Source organism: Nostoc sp. DSM 114159, from assembly GCF_053470285.1.
This window is the reverse complement of record NZ_JBPFEH010000001.1, coordinates 3,131,141-3,151,310: the sequence shown is the minus strand read 5'-3', so window position 1 is coordinate 3,151,310 and position 20,170 is coordinate 3,131,141. Positions and strand designations below refer to the sequence as shown.

The window sequence follows — 20,170 nt, the reverse complement described above, 5'->3', positions numbered from 1 at the left end:
TGCGTCCTGCCTTTTTCAATCCTAAATTACTCATAGAGACAGGAAATAGGGAAGAAGAAATAAAGTTGAATTGTAATTTTGTTAAAAAATCAAGTAGGAGTCTTATAGAAGTTTCATTTCCCCAAATCCAGGTGATTTTGTAATGCTTGACGCATCACTTCTACAGGCAAAGTTTCCTGCTGCAACCAGATTTTTAATGCTGCTACCCCTTGTTGAACTAGCATTTCTAATCCATCGATCGCAATTGCGCCTTGTTTTTGTGCCTGCTGGAGAAATTGTGTTGGTTTAGGAATATATATTAAATCGTAAGCGATCGCACCCGTTGGTAAATTCGCGATTTCTTCTACACTTAAAGGCGATTCATCGACTTTGGGATACATCCCAATCGGAGTTGTATTTACCAGCAGATTTGCTTGGGGAATTAGTTTTGGTAATTCCTCCCATTGATGAACCTGGAATTTCTCAGCAAGGGGCGAATTGCTCCAACTATTGCGGAATTCTTCTAATTTCTGCATATTGCGCCCAACAACATGAATTTGGGCAAAACCTAACTGAGTACAACCTGCAACAACTGCTCTAGCTGCACCACCATTGCCTAAAATTACCGCTACTTTCTGACTCCAATCTTGTTTATATGTTGTCTGCAAAGGGGCGATAAATCCTTCTATATCTGTATTTGTGCCTACCCATTGGTTATTTTGGCGGCTAACAGTATTCACGGCTCCAATAGTTTGAGCCAGGGGTGTAATTTCTGAGAGTAAAGGAATGATTGCCTGTTTGTGAGGTATTGTCACACTAAAGCCGACAACCCCAACAGCAGCAAAACCTGCGATCGCCACCTCTAAATTCTGTGGTTCAATCCCAAAAGGCAGATAAATGTAATCTAATCCTAATTGTGCGATCGCTGCATTATGCATCACCGGCGACAGCGAATGCTCCACCGGATTCCCAATTACCCCTAGTAGCTTAGTTTTGCCTGTAATTTTTTTTGTCATTAGTCACATTAGTCATTAGTCATTAGCTATTCTCCTCTGCCCCCTGCCCCCTGCTCCCTGCCCCCTGCCTCCTGCCCCCTGCCCCCTGCCCCCTGCCCCCTGCCCCAATCCCCTCACCTAGCCTACAATTATTAAAAGCTCCTTAACATTTCTTTAAATCATGCAGGTAACTACAGCCTCCTCTACAACTCCAATCCCTGGCAAATATTGGCAGTGGCGCGGGCACAACGTTTACTATGTGCGTGCGGGAGAGAAACAAACGCAACGTCCGCCCTTGCTTTTGGTACATGGATTTGGTGCTTCTACAGACCACTGGCGCAAGAATATCACAGGATTGTGTCAAGATTTTGAAGTATTTGCGATCGACCTTTTGGGATTCGGGCGATCGGCAAAACCAAAATTGCAGTATAGTGGCGACTTGTGGCGCGACCAACTCCATGATTTTATCAGCGAAGTGATTGGTCAAAAAGCAGTATTAGCAGGTAATTCTCTTGGTGGTTATGCTTGCTTATGTGTTGCGGCCCAACGTCCTGACAGTGCGGCTTCCTTAGTGTTGCTCAATAGTGCCGGGCCTTTTAGCGAAAGCCAGCCGACATCGGAACCGGAAGCTTTGCAAAGCGAAATTCAGCCACCCAAAAAACCCTCTTCTTTAGAGAAACTTCTGGGTGATTCAGTTAAATGGATTTTTCAACAACCTTTAGCTCAGTTTGTGTTATTTCAATACGTGCGACAACGTTGGGTAATTCGCCAAACCTTAGAAAAGGTATATCTTGATAAAAGTGCAGTTACAGATCAATTGGTAGAAGAAATTTCTCGTCCTGCTTTTGATCCGGGTGCATTGGATGTATTTGTTTCAGTTTTTAGCAGTCCTCAAGGAGAAAAAGTTGATGTACTACTAAAGCAATTAACTTGTTCTCTGTTGATGTTGTGGGGAGAAGCCGATCCGTGGATGAATGCTAGAGAACGTTCTCAAAAGTTTCGTCAATATTACCCGGAATTGACAGAGCATTTTTTAACAGCAGGTCATTGTCCCCACGATGAAGTACCCGATAAAGTAAACCAACTTTTACGCGATTGGGTTTTGTAAAGGTTAATACAGTTCAGAATGAGCAACTAAACCCTCATGTAGAGACGCGATTTATCGCGTCTTGAAAAACCAATTATTTACACCAATAACCCTTAACCCAAGCGTATTGGATTAAAGATTTGTAGTAAGCGGCTTCAGCTGCTTACTACGAAAAACTTATTTAAAAACGTAAGATTTAATTTCTTGCTCTATTTGGTCACTAATAATCTCAGTTCCCATACCAATTTTATCGAGGTTAACCCTCACAAAATTTGTTTTGTCTTCTTTTGTAAACTTTTTATCATTATCCGAGTCTTTAAGAATTTTTAAAAAAATTGCATTTTGACCTGGAACAACAACCCAACTGATGATTCGAGTATTATTTGGGGTAATTTGCTGGAGGTTCTTACCTGATACATCAGAAAGATAGCCAATAGTAGCATCTTCGCTATTAAGTTTTTTATCTATATTTGTATCTTGGTCAATGATTTTATATAACCAAACTCTTGTAGTGGGCTTGTTTGCTGCTTTTACTTCCAAGAAATCGAAGGAAGCGATAATGGCTTTTTTATTTAATAAAAGATGAGCTTCACCACCTTGCTTTTGATAAAAGATGATGTTATAAAATTGATTATTTCTTTCCTTTTCATAAGAACGTGAAAGGTTTAAATCAATTCCTTTATCTTCATTCTGCTCTACAAGACTAACAGGAATCATCAGATAATCTGATTGTTCCTTAATAATTAAATCGCCATAAATAAGATTTTGTTGTGGCTTCGGTTTCTCAGTTGCTTTTGCCTGTTCTGCATTTTTACTAACAGAAGATTTACAAGAAAAAGAAAGGGCAGCTACAATCATAGCTGTAGTAATCTTATTTAAAAAGCGATAATTTTTCATCAAATTTTCCTCGCAGGATATGTTGCTGTCTTATTTTATTCCCTGCTGGAAAATTAGCTAGAGTCCAATACGCTTCAATACAGTTTAGCTAAGACTAAAAATTATACTAAATTATACTGATGTAGGTTGGGTTTCGTTCCTCAACCCAACATTATCGAGATTTTGTTGGGTTTATCTGTCGCTCAACCCAACAAAGCCCCACCGATAATCCCTGGCGTACTGAGAAAATCATATTACAATAAAACGCCAAAAACCTGGTCGAGGTTGACCAGGTTTTATCGAGTTTACAGATTTCAAATTTTAAACTAATTAACTAACTGAAGGTTAATAACTAGGGTGGACTAAAAAACTAACAAACTCAGCATTCTTGCGTTTTTCCGCTTTAGGATTTGGCTTTGCCTTCTACATTAGGCTTTTTACCACTTTTATCACATTTGATATGCTGAAATTTGCTTGGGCTGATGACGAGGGGACACTAAGTCATTGACCCTTTTGTTTGGTTTTATTTTTTTGGTGTCCTACTATCTAAATTATCACTTACATTTGTGAGTTGCAACCCTTGGTTTACGAAAGTTGACGTTTTGTTAGATTTTGCAATCTAGAGGCATAAATTTGATCCCCGACCCTCTTTTGAAGAAAGTTAAAGGGATCTTGAATAGATTAAGCATAGAAACCAAACTACATTGTCATCAATTCCACATAATCTGATTGTCATCCAGATGATCGGTGACAATAGGACTAATGGCATCAATTTCTGCCAATTCGGCTGTAGAAAGCTTGATTTGGGCGGCTAATGCATTGAAAGAGTGCTTGTTCGGGATAACCCCCTCTAGCGATATCTGGCGACAAGCCGCTATGACGCGTCTAGGCGTTTGTTTGAGGTTGAGCAATTAACCAGGCTAAAGCTAACTGAACAAGGGTACAATTATTAAGAAGGGTTATAGGACGCAGTTTTTCTAGCAGTTGTTGGGCAAGTTCAAAGTTTCGCCTTGAAACAGTTTATTTTTAGCACGGTTATCTGTTGGGTCAAATTTCTGACCGAGAGTAAATCTTCCTGTTAACAACCCCTGTGCTAAAGGCGAATAAGCAAGGATAGAAATATTGTTTTCGATACAATAGGGCAATGCATCTTGTTCTACCTGTCTCCAGAATAAAGAATAGGGTGGTTGTAAACTATCAATACGTCTATAACTTGCTACTTCTGCTAACTGGACGCCAGAAAAATTGGAAACACCGATCGCTTTCCTAATTTATTGCCTTAGACAGGTTCGCACTTTATCAGTCTTAGCTTCAAATTAAATCAGAGTTACAGTAGATACCGATGGAATTGACTACAACTTTTCATGCTCTCAAAGAATGGGCAGTTGCCATAAATGCCTTGGAAAGTGGCAAAACAATTATGTTGCTCCGCAAAGGCGGTATCCACGAACGAAACGGACATTTCCAAGTTGCTCACAAGCAAATTCTGCTTTATCCTACTTATGAACATCAACAAGCTTTCATGCTGAAAGCTGAATATGCCAATAATGTCTATCCAGTAACATCAGGCTGGCATCCTGAAATGGTTCGCATTGGTAGTTGGGCTGAAATTACAGATATTTTGCCCTGTAGTGACGAATCTATTGTCAACAACTTACTTCCCTTCCATATTTGGAACGAGCATTTTATTAGCGATCGCCTCAAATGGAAAGCACGTCAGCCCCTTTATATTCTGCTTCTGCGGACATATAAACTATCGCAAGAGCTAGAAATTCCCTATTACGCCAAATACGCTGGCTGCAAGTCATGGATTGATTTAGATCGAGAAATTCAGTTGCAAACAGCACAACCAGTTTTATCTAACTTTGCATACAGCCAACTAGTAGAGACAATTCGCGAGATTGTCGGCGATATGTTGTATGCTCCATCCTTCTAATAACCCAATTTGTTGCCCAAATCCCTGGCTTCTTTAAAAAGTCGGGGATTTAAATTTAGCTTATAGATAAATACGAAATTGTTTCTTGTCATCAAACGGACAATTGTATACAATCAACATCAAAATAGATTTTCTATTGTTTTCTCAGAGTGTTTAATCAACGGAACTTTATAACTAATACTAATTCAATTAATCATTGCAACACATCTTTGGGTAAAGACGCGATGAATCGCGTCTCTACAAATAGACTATTTGTCGCATTCTTTTTTCTGATTGGTATAACTTCTAGAATCTACGCTTATATGTGTAAGCAGAAAAACAAATAGTCTGATTGCCAACCCCAGCCAAAATAGTAGTGATTGTTACACACGAGCGCAAAAAACGCGGATAACATGATAAAAATCTCACCCAATAAACAAGGTGAGCCAAGGCTGTTTATCTTTATGTCCCGTTAGCAGCTGTCTTCCAGGCTATGAGTTATTAAGCAATTATCTCGCAGTGGATAGAACTTAATTACATTTTGTCTAAAGTACTAGGCAAAAATTATCCCCAAGGGTGATAATTAGCTTGACAAAGATCAGCTATTATGCATCATTAGCTAAAAGCAAAGGAGTTTGCAATGCATCGACAAATGTGCTGGTTATCTAAGTCTGGTGGCGATGGAGAGAAAATTTTGTATTTGCAGACAGAACCTAATCAACCTTGGCGTCCTTACACAGCTTTTGGACATTTTGCAGTCCCAGATTATCAAATACCAGGTGGCTCTAAGGGTTGGGCAACTTATCAAAAACTTTTGAAAGCAGGTTGGACACTAGTACCTAGCGCACGGGCAAACGAGTTTGGCAGCAGCAGCTACGCAGAGTCAACAATCCAAAATCAATAGTCATTTGTGATTTGTCACTTGTCATTAGTTATTTTTTGCCTCTTGGCGTCTTCCTCACAAACCTCTGGGGGAACCTTCACCGCGAGGATCGGCGGCTCCTTCTAAAATTCCATCAGATGTAACAGCGATCGCGTTACCATTACCCCAAGGAGTAGTTTCCTTAATTTTGTGTCCCCGACGGCGTAAGTCTTGCAAAGTCAAAGCATCCAAGCCCCAGGATTCAACGCGCAACTCATCTGGCAGCCATTGATGATGTATGCGTGGAACAGAAATAGCCGCACCAACATCCATGTTGTATTCCAGCACATTCAGGATTACTTGCAAAACCTGAGTGATGATGGTGCTACCACCAGGCGCACCTGCTGCCATCCGAAAATGACCATTTTCTGTGACAATTGTGGGAGTCATACTGGATAGAGGAGTTTTGCGGGGTGCAATGCTGTTGGCATCATTACCAACTAAACCAAAAGCATTAGGTACTCCTGGCGCAGCAGCAAAATCATCCATCTCATTGTTGAGAATAATTCCAGTTCCCGGTGTCACCACACCAGCACCAAAACTGAGATTAATGGTGAAAGTCAGACTGACGGCGTTGTGTTGTTCATCTACAACATTCAGATGAGTGGTTTGGAGAGATTCATGCGGAAGACAAGGGGATGAAGGAAGACGCAGACATTTTGAATTTAAATCTCCTGGCTTGACTTCGGTGGAGGGTCGAGCCATTTGCATATTAATTTCTTGACGGCGTTTTTTGGCGTAAGCTGGACTGAGCAGTTCTTGTACGGGGACTTTGACAAAATCAGGATCGCCTAAATATTTTGAGCGATCGCTGTAAGCAATCTTCATTGCTTCTACCATTAAATGTATCGCGTCTGGATGATGCCATCCTAAAGATTTTAAATCGGTGTCACCGATAATATTTAAAATCTGCAATAAGTGAATGCCTCCTGATGATGGTGGTGGCATTGAGCAAATTTTAGCTTTGCGGAAGTTGCCACAAACGGGAGTACGCCAGATTGGTTTGTAGGCTTTCAGGTCTTCGAGAGAAATTAAACCACCATTTTTTACCATATCAGAAGCGATCGCTTGAGCAATACTTCCGGTGTAAAAACTTTGGGGATTTTCGGCAATTGCTGTTAAAGTGCGTGCCAAATCGCGCTGCACCAGTTTTTCCCTTGGTTGATAAAATTCACCATTGCGAGTGAAAATTTCTCGCGCTGCGGGATTCTTGAGAATTGCTTCCTGGCGCTGGTTGAGCCTCTCAGTTAGCACATTGCCAAGAATAAAGCCATCTTTAGCGAGTGCGATCGCAGGTTTCATTACCTCTTGCCAAGAAAGTTTACCATAGCGACGATGCACTTCATAAAGTCCTGCTACCGTTCCTGGTGTTGCTACTGCCAAATAACCATTAATACTTGCATTTGGACGGACTTTTCCTGCTGCATCTAGATACATATTTCTGGTAGCTTTCAGGGGTGCGCGTTCGCGGAAATCGAGCGCTTTGATCTCGCCAGTTTTCTCAGAGTGCATCAGCAAAAATCCGCCGCCGCCGATTCCCGCCGAAAAAGGCTCAACTACAGAAAGTGCAAAGGTTGTGGCTACAGTTGCATCTACTGCGTTACCACCTTTGCGTAACATCAAAATTCCCGCTTCACTTGCTAGGGGATGGGCTGAAACCACCATCCCCTTCTTGCTGCGTAGGGGTAAAGTTAAGGCTGCTGATGCAACTTGACTGTAAAGTAAGACGGTGAAAGAAAAGATTGCGATTGCAACTCGCTTGGGTTTAGCAACAGCAAGCTTTTTTATACCATTACTCATAGAAGATTATATCTATTTAGCATCTTGGTGTACTTAATTTATCAGATTTTGATAACCATTGTTTGCGTAGCTTGCCGCCGTAGACATCGCTCTCCTACCCCCGCTTGAACGATTATAAATATGAAGAGTATGCAAAGATTTTTTGAAAAGATAGACATCTAAGTAAATATTCGATATTTAATTATTGTCAGGTTATTTTGATGTTTCCTATTTTCCAGATAGAAATTCCAGGGCGATGCCTACGGTGGCAAGCTATGCTGACAACGAATGCATAAAAATTTCCTGTTTTGTGCTGTCTCAAGTGTTCCCTACCTATTTTGAAACTAGTAAGACTTATGCATTGACAAACCAACTAAATTTTGTACAGTGCTTAAGACTTAGATAGTCTTCAATACTGGGATAGTAATGTTTGCAAGCGAATTAAAGGGGAAATCTTTAATGAACAATTTGCCGCTCTATCTAAAGACTGAATAGAGTATGCCGAAAGCTGCAACTTTTGGCACATTATTTGTGCCGTCAAATAGCATTAATAGCATTAACTCAATTATTGACAACTAAAGTTACTCTAAAAATCGATTCAGGTAGGAAAAACTTATGGCAATTACCATTGGAACCAACGGTAACGATATCCTACAGGGCACTTCTGATGATTTCTACAAAGCCCTAACCACCGTAACTGGTGGCGGTGGCAAGGATATATTTGCTTACAGCGTTGATGAAGTAGGTTCTTTTGTCAGTATAATAACTGATTTTAGTGGAGTAGGTAAAGGAACAAACCCCACAGCAGAAGTCATTGCTGAAGTGGATACCCTAAATTTCCAGAGCAATAATGGCTTCACTGCCCAAAACTTGCTCCTCACCCAGAATGGCAACAATCTGGAAATCAACTTCCAAGGGTTTACTTTTCGCAAAATTATTTTGGAAAATTTTGCCCTAGAAAGCCTGGATAACCTCACCAAATCCACTGGAGCCAGTGTAGATTTGGGCAATATTCTGTTTTATGGGCAAACTACCATCACCGACAGCTTTGATGTCTTCAATGCTAACTCCACCCAAAGCACTGTCTTTAAAAAAAACACAGTCACCTTCCTAAACGACCTATCTAACAATGTTAGTGGATTTGACGATTCAAATGATGTCATCAATGGTCAAGGGGGTGATGACATTATTGAAGGCTTAAGTGGCAATGACCTTTTGAGAGGTGGTGCGGGCAATAATACTCTCAACGGTGGTGTTGGTGACGACTCTTTGGATGCTAACTTCCCCTCAGGCAATAATCTGCTTAATGGTGGCAATGGCAATGATTCTCTGACAGCCTCTGGCAGCTACGAGTACTCCTACTACTCCGCCTATGAGGGCGCAAAAGTCGACGATCGCTCTTTAGGTAATAATACCCTCAACGGTGGTGTTGGTGATGATACTTTAAATGCTAGTGGTTCATTTGGCGATAACCTCTTAGATGGGGGCGATGGCAATGATTCTCTCTCCATCTCTGGGAGGGAAAACAGCAGTGGATACAGTAGTGGGGAGCAAACATCGTCTAACTCTCGCTCAGATGGCGATAACACCCTCAACGGTGGTGTTGGGGATGATACTTTAAATGCTAGTGGCTCATCAGGCGATAACCTCTTAGATGGAGGCGACGGCAATGATTCTCTCTCCATCCTTGGGGGTAGAAGTAGTGCGGAGTACACATTGTCTAACTCTGAATCAGATGGCGATAACACCCTCAACGGTGGTGCTGGTGATGATACTTTAAATGCTAGTGGTTCATCAGGCGATAACCTGCTTTTTGGAGGCGATGGCAATGATTTTCTAGATATCTCTGGCTATGTTTACCTATATACTGACAACTACTCCAACTCTCGCTCATCTGGCAAGAACCTCCTCTCTGGGGGCGATGGCAATGATACTCTAACAGCCTCTGGTGGCACTGATAATAACACCCTCAACGGTGGTAATGGCGATGATAGCCTTACAGGCGGTAGTGGTAACGATAGCCTCACAGGCGGCGGTGGTAAGGATAAATTTGTTTACAACGGCTTAAGCAACGCAACTGATACTTACAGATACATCGATATAATTAATACTGGCACTACTACAATTGCCGATTTCGGTGGAGTAGGTAAAGGAACAAACCCCACAGCAGCAGTCATAGCCGAAGTGGATACTCTGATATTCCAGGACAATATTGGCTTCACTGCCGACAATTTGCTTCTCACCCAGAATGGCACAAGTTTAGAAATCAGCTTTCAAGGATATGGTGATACCAGATTCATCCTGGAAAACTTTGCCCTGTCCAACCTTGATAACCTCACCAAATCTACTGGAGCCAGTGTAGATTTGGGCAATATTCTGTTTTATGGGCAAACTACGATCGCCGACAGCTTTGATGTCTTCGATGCCAACTCCACCCAAAGCACTGTGTTTAGAAAAAATACAGTCACCTTCCTAAACGACCTATCTAACAATGTTAGTGGATTTGACAATTCAAATGATGTCATCAATGGTCAAGGGGGTAATGACATTATTGAAGGCTTAAGTGGCAATGATATTTTGAGGGGTGGCAATGGCAATAATACTCTCAACGGTGGCGATGGCAATGATACTCTCAATGGTGGCATCGACAATAACACCCTCAATGGCGGGAATGGCGATGATTCTTTAAATTTCTACTCCCTATCTACGTTAGTGACTCAAACAGTAGACGGGGGAACAGGTAACGACACTTTGTCTTTCAGTTATGGCAGTGCTACCACAGGAATTACTTCAACTTTTGATGCGACTACTAACATTGGAGTAATTTCTTCGACGGCAGACACAACAGTGTTTAACTACAAGAATATCGAACAATTAAATATCACAGGTACAGACTACAATGATTATCTTGTGGGAAGCAATGGTAATGATACGCTCCGTTCAGGCAATGGTAACGATACAATAGATGGCGGCGCTGGTGAAGATTTCTTGGATATTAGTCTTTCAACAGGGAATCACCTTCTCAATGGAGGCAATGGCAATGATTCTTTACAGGCCTTGAGTTCCATTGAGGACGAATTCGGAAATTATGTTAAGGATAGCGTATCTGGAAATAACACCCTCAATGGTGGTGCTGGTAACGATATATTGTATGTTTCCGGTTCAGCAGACGACAATCTATTAGATGGGGGCGATGGTAATGATTTTCTCTCTGTCTTTTCTGACGCCTCTGGTGAGAACACCCTCAACGGTGGTGTTGGTAACGATACATTGGATGTTTCCGGTTCAACAGGCAATAATCTATTAGATGGGGGCGATGGTAATGATTCCCTGAGAGCCTCTTATGCGACTGGTAATAACACCGTCATAGGTGGCAATGGTGATGATACCCTCACAGGTGGCATTGGCGATGCTATCCTCATTGGTGGCAAGGGTAACGATCGCCTCTTTGGAGAAGGTGGTACTGATACCTTTGTTTTCAATAGTTTCGATGAAGGTCTCGATTTGATACGTGACTTCGGGGCGATTAATGAACCGAATGAAATAATTCAAGTGTCGGCTGCTGGTTTTGGTGGCGGTTTATCAGCAGGTGTACTTCAGGCAAGTCAGTTTACACTTGGAGAATCTGCAACCACTACCAGCCAGCGATTTATTTATAACTCCACTACAGGTGCATTGTTCTTTGACCGAGATGGTAGTGCAGGCACATTTACTCAGGTACAATTTGCCGGATTATCTCCTGGATTGTCACTAACGAACAATAATTTTGTGGTTGTTTAATCGTTATCCTCGATGTAATTGATTGACACTCCCCGACCTGAAGGTACGGGGATCTAGCAAACTTTGCGGTTCTAGATTTTTTCCCCTTGAGGTTTTGATAGTGCTTGTAGTTCTTCCCAACTATAGTGACTAGGTAATTCAATTGGTTTGCGATCTGCTCCTAATCCTAAGCCTACTGTCGGCTGGAGTTCTTCAATGAATTGCTCGGTGTATCCTGCCAGTTCATTGGCTGCAACTCCAAGTGCGATCGCACCTGCAACGCCACCAATTGCAGCACCAACCTTACCACCAATTGAGCGGCCTAGTGCGGCTCCTGCAATTCCGCCTCCGGCTGCTCCCAATCCTGTTGCAATAGAATGAGTATTTGGGGGTGTTTGATTTTCATTTTCTCGGTTAGAAGTAGAGTGTTCTTCGTTCATAATCTGTTTCTCCTTGAAACTATAATCAGCATGAAACTACTTCTTGCTCAGGTGTACTAGCTTTCTACTTCAATCGTTTAGCTATGCGTCAAAGAAGCGCTGCTGCAAGCAGATCGCCAACACGCAATGCATTCGCCATAATCGTAAGCGTGGGGTTAACTCCCGAATTTGACGGAAAGAAACTACTATCTACAACATAAAGATTCTCGACATCATGGGCACGACAATTTAGATCCAGGACTGAGGTTTTGGGATCTGTGCCAAATCGACAACTACCGCATTGATGAGCAACTGCTTGTTCAGGTATATGAGTGCGGGGATAAATGCTAAATGGCAGGACGTGTTTGGCAGAATCAGGAATTGACTTGAGTACAGATGTCCAGCGATGAATTAAGCGATCGCTTGCTTTGGTATTGTTCAGTGTATAGTCAACATGAATCTTGTCGCCCACCACCCGAATCCGATTATTGGGGTCTGGTAAATCTTCTGTTTGCAACCACCAGCCAACCGATCGCTCGGCCAGCAAATGGCGCTCAAAATGAGGAATCAGCTTGATAAATGGAGCCATCAGTGGCGGTGCTTCTCCGGGAATCATATCAGCTAGGACATTACCTGTATTTTGCACCATACCCATCGGATAAGGAAAATCTGGCTCTCCCCAGTAAAAATCGTTGACAGCGATGGTTTTTTGAAAGTTGGCGTGATTCACCTCTAGATGTATGGAAACTATGGCCGTTTCCAGTTGTTTCATAAAATTCCGTCCCACTTGATCGGAACTATTTGCTAATCCGTTGGGATGTTTGTCATTAGCAGAGCGTAACAGCAAAGCAGCTGAGTTGACAGAACCACAGGCAACAACCACAATATCGCCTGCAAACCAATGTTGCTCTCCTGCAATTTCAGTTTCTATCTTCGTCACTTCTCGCCCCGACTCACTGGTATGCAGCCGTAAGACTTTGGCATTAGTTAAAAGAGTAACATTGGCATATTTTTCACGAGCCGGACGAATGGCGTTGACATCAGCATCGGCTTTTGCGTGTACGAGACAAGGATATCCGTCAAAGGTATCGCAGCGAATGCAGGGACTCTTGGTGCGATCGCTTTCATTGAGCTTTAATCCTAGTGGTAAATGAAATGGGTAGTAACCCAGTTCCCGGATGCCATCAGCAAGAGACTGCATATCTGGCTCATGACTCACTGGCGGATAGGGATATGGTTCGCTGCGAGGTGGTTCTGTGGGGTCTTCTCCTTCCTGACCATGCACGTCATATAGCTTTTCTGCTTGGGTGTAGTATGACTCAAAGTCTTGATACTTCAAAGGCCATTCTGGAGAAACTCCTTCTTTATGAATTACCCTTTCAAAATCTCGCTCCCGAAATCTAATTAGGGCTGCACCGTAGAGTTTGGTATTGCCACCAACCCAATAGCCTGTCTGAGGTTGAAAAGCTTTACCTTCTTTGTCATACCATTCTTCATGTGTATGGTAACGGTGTTTTTGATAGACTTCCTCTGGATTCCAGTTAGCTTTCTCTCTCGGTAAAAAGTCGCCTCTTTCCAGCACGAGAATTTTTTTACCTGTGGGTGCAAGGCGGTGAGCTAATGTACCTCCACCGGCTCCTGTACCGATAATAATGATGTCGTAATGTTCTGTGATGCTAGTCATAATTGATAATTGGTAATTTCATATTAATTACGGTTTAATTTCTTTGATGCCACAAATTAATTTGGCAATATTTTAAGTTGCTTTATAAGTTTTTTCAAAATTTGAATACTCTTAAAAATATGTTTTAAAAGTGTCGTATAACACATTAAATTATGATCTTAACCCCCAAAATCCCCTTGTAAAGGAGGAATTTAAGAGATTATTCCCCACCATTTACAAGGGCTACCGTGTATACACAAGTCGAATTACCTCCCTTAATCCCCCCGATATATTGGGGGGAAACAGAACAAATGTTGTTCCCTCCCCAATATATCGGGGAGGGTTAGGGTGGGGTAAAACCAAAATTTATCAACTACTTGAGACTTGTGTATGCACCGTAGATTTACAAGGGGAGTTAGGGGGGATATTAGACACTTTGACCAATAACTATAGCTTTTCAAACACCCTTTAAAGACAGATTATTATGCTTAGATTAAAGCTTGAATTACAATATTACTTCTCTCTAATGGATTAATATTTATTTATACCTAAAGACAGGTTAGTATTTCATTTTAATTTCATTTTTTATTTGTATTGTGTGAATTAGCCATGTAATATATTTACAAAAATAGTAAATGAATTTTGCTTGGCATTTGATGAAGCTATTAATTCGATTGTGTTACAAAATATTTATCTTGAACAAAAATAGTATTTTAGTGCAATCTATATCTATGGTTCAATGTTAATAGAGATCGATATAGTAAGAATTAGCTTTATAATCATTAACTTCAATATTGTATTTAGTAATTGATGAAAATAGTTGAAAATTTTACACTCAGTTTGTTGCCCGATATTAAGTAAATATTGGCAATACTTTATTATTAATTTAGACCTGGTATTTATCCTCAGTAGCCAAGTTAAATAACAGGAGATTTCTATGCCTGAAGCCATTGAGATTTATGACGATCGCCTGCGTGCTATTGTACGCCCCGATGCTTTACTCCAGGAGCTAGCCAACGGTGCAGTCCATAGCGAGGGGCCTGTTTATTTCCATGAAGATGACAGTGTTGTGTGGAGTGACGCTCACGGCAATCGCCTGTTGCGATGGAGTCCCACTGACAAGGTGACTGTCCTACGAGATCCATCTGATTACCAAAGTGGTAATTACCGAGACTTAGAGGGTCGTCTGGTTGCGTGTTCCTCTGGTTTGCGTGCTATCATCCGACGCGAACAAAATGGTGAATGGAAGGTTTTAGTCGATCGCTACCAAGGCAAACGCCTGAACAGTCCAAATGATTTGGTAGTCAAAAGTGACGGTACAATTTGGTTCACCGATCCGCCTTATGGGATTACCGAGCCAAATCAAGGTTACGGCGGCGAACAGGAACAACCCGGAAGTTACGTGTATCGCTTTGACCTAGAAACAGGTGAGATTTATCCTGTAGTAACAGACATGGTACGCCCTAATGGGTTGGCTTTCAGTCCAGACGAAAGCCTTTTATATGTTTCAGATACAGCTGCGTTTAATATTCCTGGGGGGCCTCATCATATTCGTGTTTATAAGGTTGTAGGCGAGCGCTATGTAAAGAATGGGCGTGTATTTGCAGTCATTGAGCCAGGACAACCGGATGGACTGCGGGTTGACGAACATGGCAATGTTTTTACTACCTCTCAAGATAGCGTGCAGATATACGCCCCCGATGGAACTCGCTTAGGAAAAATTTTTGTACCGGAGACATCAGCTAACCTGACTTTCGGTGGTCAAGAAGGCGATTCCCTTTCAGGGACACTTCGTGAACGCTTATTTATCACAGCCGGTCATTCGTTATATGCTATCAACCTTAATACTCGTGGTGTACAACTATGATTTATCAATTTGGGTTGGGTGTAGCGTTAAGCGGAGCTATTCCGAAGGAACTCGCTTTTTTCCTAGCTGCATTTAATTTCCCACAGCTCAGTCCACACTTGTTAAGTTCACTTTCTCCGGTGTATCCTGACGGATTCCCAGGATTGGCACTTTTACTTCTCAGAGTTAGCCTTGGCTGGTTGTTTATACTACACGGCTATCCCAAGATAACGCATCTTCGACGGTGGGCTGAGTCTCTAAAAATGCCTGTTTTTCTTTGCTTTTTATCAGCTGCATCGATGTTAGGTGGTGGAATTTTTCTGATAATTGGATTCCTCACACTCTTAGCAACTTTGCCTATTCTCTGCTCAATGATTTTTGCAATATATTTGCACATCTCTGGAGGTAAGCCTTTTGTCGCTCAAGATCCATACTTAATTCCTCCAGAACAGTATCAAGGTGCTTTAGGACAAGGTGAACCCCCAAGTTGGGAAAAGGCTTTTATGTATTGCGTTATGCTAATTGCGATCGCAGTTTTAGGCCCTGGTGCTTATTCGCTTGATGCTTTGATTTTTGGAAGGTGAATCATCATATTTATGATTCAGTTATTAACAACGCCACATCATAAAATTTAAACTTCTGATCTACAGTAATTATTGTTAGACCTTCTACCAAAGCCTGAGCAATTAACATCCGATCAAAAGGATCTTTATGATACATTGGCAAATCAGCAACTTTTATTCCATGTGCCAACGTAATTGCTAAAACCTCTAATCGACTAAAGCGCAAAGCCTCCTCTAAATTACTAGGAGCTATTAACTTTCCTAAAGACTGTTTAATCGAAATTTCCCAAGCACTAATAGCACTGACAAAAATTAAATTTTCAGGATTAGTAATTACTTCTCGTACCTGATTTGACAACTTAGAATCATTTGCTAAAAACCATAGCAGGATATGAGTATCTAGCAGAAAACTCATTGATCTTCCCCATAAAAAGCAGCAATTACCTCTTCGGAAGTTTCATCAAAATCATCAGAAATCTTAACCTGTCCTTGCCAAAAACCTGCAACTCTGGGTTCTAAGATATCTTCACTAATCATCACCATCGAGCCATGATTTAAACTTGCTTTTTCAACTATAGACTCTGCTTGAGACAGAGGTAAAACCTTTGCCCAAGGAACCCCTTGACGAGTTAGCGTAATTTCAACATTATTTTGGATATCTGATAATAACTCAAGTAAATTATCAGATAAGTAAGCAATATCGAAAGTTTTTTCTGACATTTTTATTTATGTCCTACCTCACTACAAGTATTATAGCCAATCAACGATCCATCGCTTCCCACATCAAGATTCCGCAATTAGCAATATTGCGTGTCCATCAGGATCTTTAACTAAATAACCTTGGCGGTAAGGAAAAGAGCGATCGCTAAACTGTACAATCCGCGACGATACAAACTGAACTTTGTTACGCCGTAGCTTATCTACAAACTGTTCAAGATTATTTACAACAAGCTCAATTTGGATATGTGCAATATCGCAACTTTTCCAGTCACTCGGTATTGGGCGGCCTTTTTCAGGCACAATATAGTCTAACAGTTCAATTCCCACACCATCTTGAACAGGTCGTAGTGCTGTAATTTTGACTTCGGCTCCTGGTAAATTATCCAAGCGAGATTGGGTTGCACCCCAGTTGAGACTGCGGCTATCAATTTGCATTCCCAGGAGGTTGCAGTAGAAGTGTATACTCTGCTCGGTATTGGAAATAGCGATCGCACTATGATCGATTCCCAAAAACAAGCTATGACTATTTTGATGCCACTTATCTTGTCCTTTATCAGGTGGAAACCAAATTAACTCTAAATCATGACCATCAGGGTCTTTAAACTTAAAAGCGCGGACACCACCAGATGCTTTATTCTCAGGTGGTATTGTCTGGGGAGCAACTGAAATTGATTCAATGGGAAATGAACGCAAGTGAGTATAAGCACGATCCATATCACTCACGACAATTGCCAGATGTTGAAACCACAAGTCATTACTTTGTGAATCGCTGGGAATGGGTTTACCCTGAATATTAAGATACTCCATCAACTCGATCGGTTCATCACCTAATCGTAAAGTGACAATGCGAATTGTTGTCCCAGTCACATCTCCTAAGTCGCTGTAATCCTGTCCTTCAACAGTAATGTCAGAAACTAGTTCAAAAGCAAGTGCTTGTGTATAGAAATCCAAAGAGCGATTGCAGTTTGTCACTGTTAAGCCAATAGCTCTAATTCTTTGTACTTGTACATCGGTTTGACTTGACATATTCAACAGACTTTGTACTTATTATGTACTAGCTTCGCAAAAATTCAATATGAGTCTTGTATAAATCAATATCAAAAATATGATAAAATTTATCTCTAGCTGAAGAAAGACATGTAACTGAATTTATCCTTTAAAGATTTCATCGAATAATGAAATCGTGATGAAATTTTTATAGTTCTTTCGGTAGAAATATTTCTTAGACTTCTTGCAAAAGTGGAGAAAAGGGTAAGGGTTAAAGGGGAAAGCGGCTCATAAAAACCCTTTTCCCTTTAACCCCTCTTGCAAAAATTACTTTTGCAAGAGGTTTATTATCCCAATGGCTAGAGGCGTTAATTATTGTAAATCTCTAAAGTCATGCCAGAATCACCAAAATAGCTAGTCAAAGAAAACTTGCCGCTTGTTGGATACCTGCTGCTGGTATTCCCTGGTTTGTTGCCGTTTTTGGATGTGACTCAATAATTGCTAGAATTGCTAGCTTCAGGCGATCGTAAGGTTGCGGTTGATTAGTAGCAATTATGGTGCAACTCGCACAGGCTCCGACTATAGAGCAATCCTGTCGCTTGAGGTAGCGATCGGGGCAGTTAACTGACAGTTCAGAACCGCTATCTTTATCTAATTAAATAGTAACGAAAGATTAAGCATAGCAAATGACTGTGCGCCATCACTCAAAGTAATCTTTCTTAAGGCAAATAGATAAAAGTGAAGCGATGGAGTAAAATCTTTGAATAAATTAAAACTGATTTAATTCAGAACAAATAATATGTTGAGTATACTTTGGGGTATTGTTGTTATACTGGTTGCTTTTTGGGCATTAGGACTGGCACTTCATATTGCCGGAAATCTCATTCATGCAGTGTTGCTTTTAGCTATTGGTCTTGCTATCTATAATTTTTTCAAAACGCGTGATGTGTGAATAAATATAGTATTTCTTCATCATGGTGAAGGTACATTATAGTCCCTTCCTCGCTTGCAAAGAGAGGTGAAGGATGTGCAAAGAGAGGTGAAGGATGCAGTTATTGTACCTCATTCATTATCTTGGCAATTGCAAACAATTGAAGAATTCAACTATTCTGAATTCAGGAGCAAAGCTGGAGATAATAGACTTATTGTATAAGTTGGGAAAAGGAGAAAAGGTTCTGCAAAAGTCCCTTTCCCCTTTCACCTTTACCCTTTTCCCCAAGAGTGCAAAAAGCACAAATGCCAAAAGGTCTAATGATGTATTGTGATGTATTGCAGTCTGCATAATACAGCAAAAATACTTTTGTAAGGCGGGCAAGACTTTGGCTTTGTTCAGTCGAATGCTGCCCACCTCCTAAGTAATTGGATGTTTTTATTTGAAAGTCATCTGAGAACTTTTAAACTAGTGCTGTTGTTGCTTTTAATCTAAAAATCTTCTCAATTACATCTTCTACTACCTTATCAGGCGTAGAAGCACCAGAAGTAATGCCTACAACAATTTCCCCATCAGGCAACCAGTTATCTGTAGTTATTAACTGCCCATTTAATTGCCGATGTTCAATAGAATATACCGATTTAAGGCGTTCAACAGTATCAATATGGTAAGAAGGAATTCCTCGCTCAAAGGCAATTTGTTGCAACTGAGTAGTATTCGAGGAATTAAACCCACCAATTACTATCATCAAATCTAAATTATGTTCCACTAATTCCAACATGGCATCTTGCCGTTCTTGAGTGGCATCACAAATAGTGTTAAAGCTTTGGAAATGCTGATTTAACTCAGTGGGGCCATACTTTTGTAACATAGTCCGCTCAAAAAGCTTGCCGATTTGCTCAGTTTCGCCTTTAAGCATGGTAGTTTGGTTAGCAATGCCAACTCTTTCTAAATCGCGATCGGGGTCAAATCCTGCTGAACAAGCTTTCGCAAATTTTGTCAGAAATTCTTCACGGTTGCCACCATTGATAATATAGTCAGCAACATATTCTGCTTCTTGCAAATTTAACACAATTAAATACTTGCCAGCGAAGGAACTAGTCGCAACTGTTTCTTCGTGCTTATATTTACCGTGAATTATTGATGTATAATCGATTTTTTTGTGCTTTTCTACTGTATTCCAAACTTTAGATACCCAAGGACAAGTTGTATCAACAATTTTGCAGCCTTTATCGTGAAGTATCTGCATTTCTTGAACGCTAGCCCCAAAAGCGGGTAATATGACCACATCACCAATTCCAACAATAGAAAAGTCTTTATTCTTTTCTTTAATGGGGATGAATTGTACTTCCATCTCCTGCATCCGCTGATTTACAGAAGGGTTGTGGATAATCTCGTTAGTAATCCAGATGTGTTCTGTGGGGAAATGCTGACGAGTTTCGTAGGCCATAGCCACAGCCCGTTCTACACCCCAGCAAAAGCCAAAGGCTTGTGCTAGTCGGATTGTTACATCACCCCGTTGCAGAGTGTAATTGCGATCGCGAATTTCCTGAATCAAGTTACTCTGATACTCAGATTGCAACTGCGTGGCAACTTCTGCTTGATGACCAAAGCCCTTGCGATTGTAATTTTCTGAATGTTGGAGGTTGCGCTTAAAAGCTTTTGTATCCATTAGATTTGTCTACTTAAACTCACTATTTCTTATTTTCTCGCGCCTAGACGCGATTGA

The 20,170-nt window shown here is 41.0% G+C and carries 16 protein-coding genes and 1 pseudogene; 7 read left to right on the top strand and 10 right to left on the bottom strand.

The features are described 5' to 3' along the window. Positions 1–113: 113 nt before the first annotated feature. A complete protein-coding gene (locus tag ACR5KR_RS12920) occupies positions 114–995 on the bottom strand; it encodes a shikimate dehydrogenase (protein ID WP_445626183.1) in 882 nt (293 codons plus the stop codon). Positions 996–1,155: 160 nt separating this feature from the next. On the opposite strand from ACR5KR_RS12920, the gene ACR5KR_RS12915 reads away from it, so the two are divergent. Next, entirely contained in the window at positions 1,156–2,082 is a 927-nt protein-coding gene (locus ACR5KR_RS12915) for an alpha/beta fold hydrolase (protein WP_448266793.1), read from the top strand. A 156-nt stretch (positions 2,083–2,238) separates the two neighbouring features. On the opposite strand, the gene ACR5KR_RS12910 is transcribed toward ACR5KR_RS12915, so the two are convergent. Both ACR5KR_RS12910 and ACR5KR_RS12905 read right to left on the bottom strand, forming a co-directional pair. After that, entirely contained in the window at positions 2,239–2,958 is a 720-nt protein-coding gene (locus ACR5KR_RS12910) for a hypothetical protein (RefSeq protein WP_448266792.1), read from the bottom strand. A gap of 689 nt (positions 2,959–3,647) precedes the next feature. Further along, positions 3,648–4,202, bottom strand: a pseudogene (locus ACR5KR_RS12905) (aldo/keto reductase); the annotation flags it as partial. 77 nt (positions 4,203–4,279) lie between these two features. Between ACR5KR_RS12905 and ACR5KR_RS12900 the strand changes: the two are divergent. Together ACR5KR_RS12900 and ACR5KR_RS12895 are read left to right on the top strand one after the other, a co-directional pair. Continuing rightward, on the top strand, positions 4,280–4,873 hold the full coding sequence (locus ACR5KR_RS12900; RefSeq protein ID WP_448266791.1) for a DUF1802 family protein: 594 nt from the start codon (positions 4,280–4,282) through the stop codon (positions 4,871–4,873). 619 nt (positions 4,874–5,492) lie between these two features. After that, positions 5,493–5,756 carry a hypothetical protein gene (locus tag ACR5KR_RS12895; protein ID WP_292785151.1) on the top strand — a complete coding sequence of 88 codons (264 nt, stop codon included), beginning with the start codon at positions 5,493–5,495 and terminating at the stop codon, positions 5,754–5,756. A 54-nt stretch (positions 5,757–5,810) separates the two neighbouring features. Here the strand turns inward: ACR5KR_RS12895 and ggt are convergent, their stop codons facing one another. Further along, positions 5,811–7,574, bottom strand: coding sequence for a gamma-glutamyltransferase (ggt, locus tag ACR5KR_RS12890; protein ID WP_448266790.1), 1,764 nt, complete (start codon positions 7,572–7,574; stop codon positions 5,811–5,813). A gap of 594 nt (positions 7,575–8,168) precedes the next feature. Here ggt and ACR5KR_RS12885 point away from each other — a divergent pair. Continuing rightward, positions 8,169–11,333, top strand: a complete 3,165-nt coding sequence (locus tag ACR5KR_RS12885) for a beta strand repeat-containing protein (protein ID WP_448266789.1) — start codon at positions 8,169–8,171, stop codon at positions 11,331–11,333. A gap of 71 nt (positions 11,334–11,404) precedes the next feature. Here the strand turns inward: ACR5KR_RS12885 and ACR5KR_RS12880 are convergent, their stop codons facing one another. Next, on the bottom strand, positions 11,405–11,752 hold the full coding sequence (locus tag ACR5KR_RS12880; RefSeq protein ID WP_448266788.1) for a hypothetical protein: 348 nt from the start codon (positions 11,750–11,752) through the stop codon (positions 11,405–11,407). Positions 11,753–11,840: 88 nt separating this feature from the next. Then, the gene (locus ACR5KR_RS12875; protein WP_448266787.1) at positions 11,841–13,415 is read right to left on the bottom strand and encodes a GMC oxidoreductase; all 1,575 of its coding nucleotides are present in this window, start codon (positions 13,413–13,415) and stop codon (positions 11,841–11,843) included. Between the two features lie 916 nt (positions 13,416–14,331). Here ACR5KR_RS12875 and ACR5KR_RS12870 point away from each other — a divergent pair. Both ACR5KR_RS12870 and ACR5KR_RS12865 read left to right on the top strand, forming a co-directional pair. Further along, positions 14,332–15,261, top strand: coding sequence for an SMP-30/gluconolactonase/LRE family protein (locus tag ACR5KR_RS12870; protein WP_448266786.1), 930 nt, complete (start codon positions 14,332–14,334; stop codon positions 15,259–15,261). Then, positions 15,258–15,824: a DoxX family protein gene (locus ACR5KR_RS12865; RefSeq protein WP_445626194.1), complete on the top strand. Its 567-nt coding sequence runs from the start codon at positions 15,258–15,260 to the stop codon at positions 15,822–15,824. Before ACR5KR_RS12870 ends, ACR5KR_RS12865 begins: the two co-directional genes overlap by 4 nt. Before the next feature lie 10 nt (positions 15,825–15,834). Here the strand turns inward: ACR5KR_RS12865 and ACR5KR_RS12860 are convergent, their stop codons facing one another. The 3 genes from ACR5KR_RS12860 to ACR5KR_RS12850 all read right to left on the bottom strand — a co-directional run bounded on the left by ACR5KR_RS12860 (position 15,835) and on the right by ACR5KR_RS12850 (position 17,549). Beyond that, a complete protein-coding gene (locus ACR5KR_RS12860) occupies positions 15,835–16,218 on the bottom strand; it encodes a type II toxin-antitoxin system VapC family toxin (protein WP_445626195.1) in 384 nt (127 codons plus the stop codon). Further along, positions 16,215–16,523 (bottom strand): type II toxin-antitoxin system Phd/YefM family antitoxin, encoded by a 309-nt coding sequence (locus tag ACR5KR_RS12855; protein ID WP_445626196.1) that lies wholly within the window; start codon positions 16,521–16,523, stop codon positions 16,215–16,217. The genes ACR5KR_RS12860 and ACR5KR_RS12855 overlap by 4 nt, the downstream gene beginning before the upstream one ends. A 63-nt stretch (positions 16,524–16,586) precedes the next feature. Further along, positions 16,587–17,549: a VOC family protein gene (locus tag ACR5KR_RS12850; protein WP_448266785.1), complete on the bottom strand. Its 963-nt coding sequence runs from the start codon at positions 17,547–17,549 to the stop codon at positions 16,587–16,589. A 760-nt stretch (positions 17,550–18,309) separates the two neighbouring features. On the opposite strand from ACR5KR_RS12850, the gene ACR5KR_RS12845 reads away from it, so the two are divergent. Continuing rightward, on the top strand, positions 18,310–18,462 hold the full coding sequence (locus ACR5KR_RS12845) for a lmo0937 family membrane protein (RefSeq protein WP_322670168.1): 153 nt from the start codon (positions 18,310–18,312) through the stop codon (positions 18,460–18,462). A 442-nt stretch (positions 18,463–18,904) separates the two neighbouring features. On the opposite strand, the gene ACR5KR_RS12840 is transcribed toward ACR5KR_RS12845, so the two are convergent. Then, on the bottom strand, positions 18,905–20,113 hold the full coding sequence (locus ACR5KR_RS12840; protein ID WP_445626198.1) for a 4-hydroxy-3-methylbut-2-enyl diphosphate reductase: 1,209 nt from the start codon (positions 20,111–20,113) through the stop codon (positions 18,905–18,907). Positions 20,114–20,170: the final 57 nt, after the last annotated feature.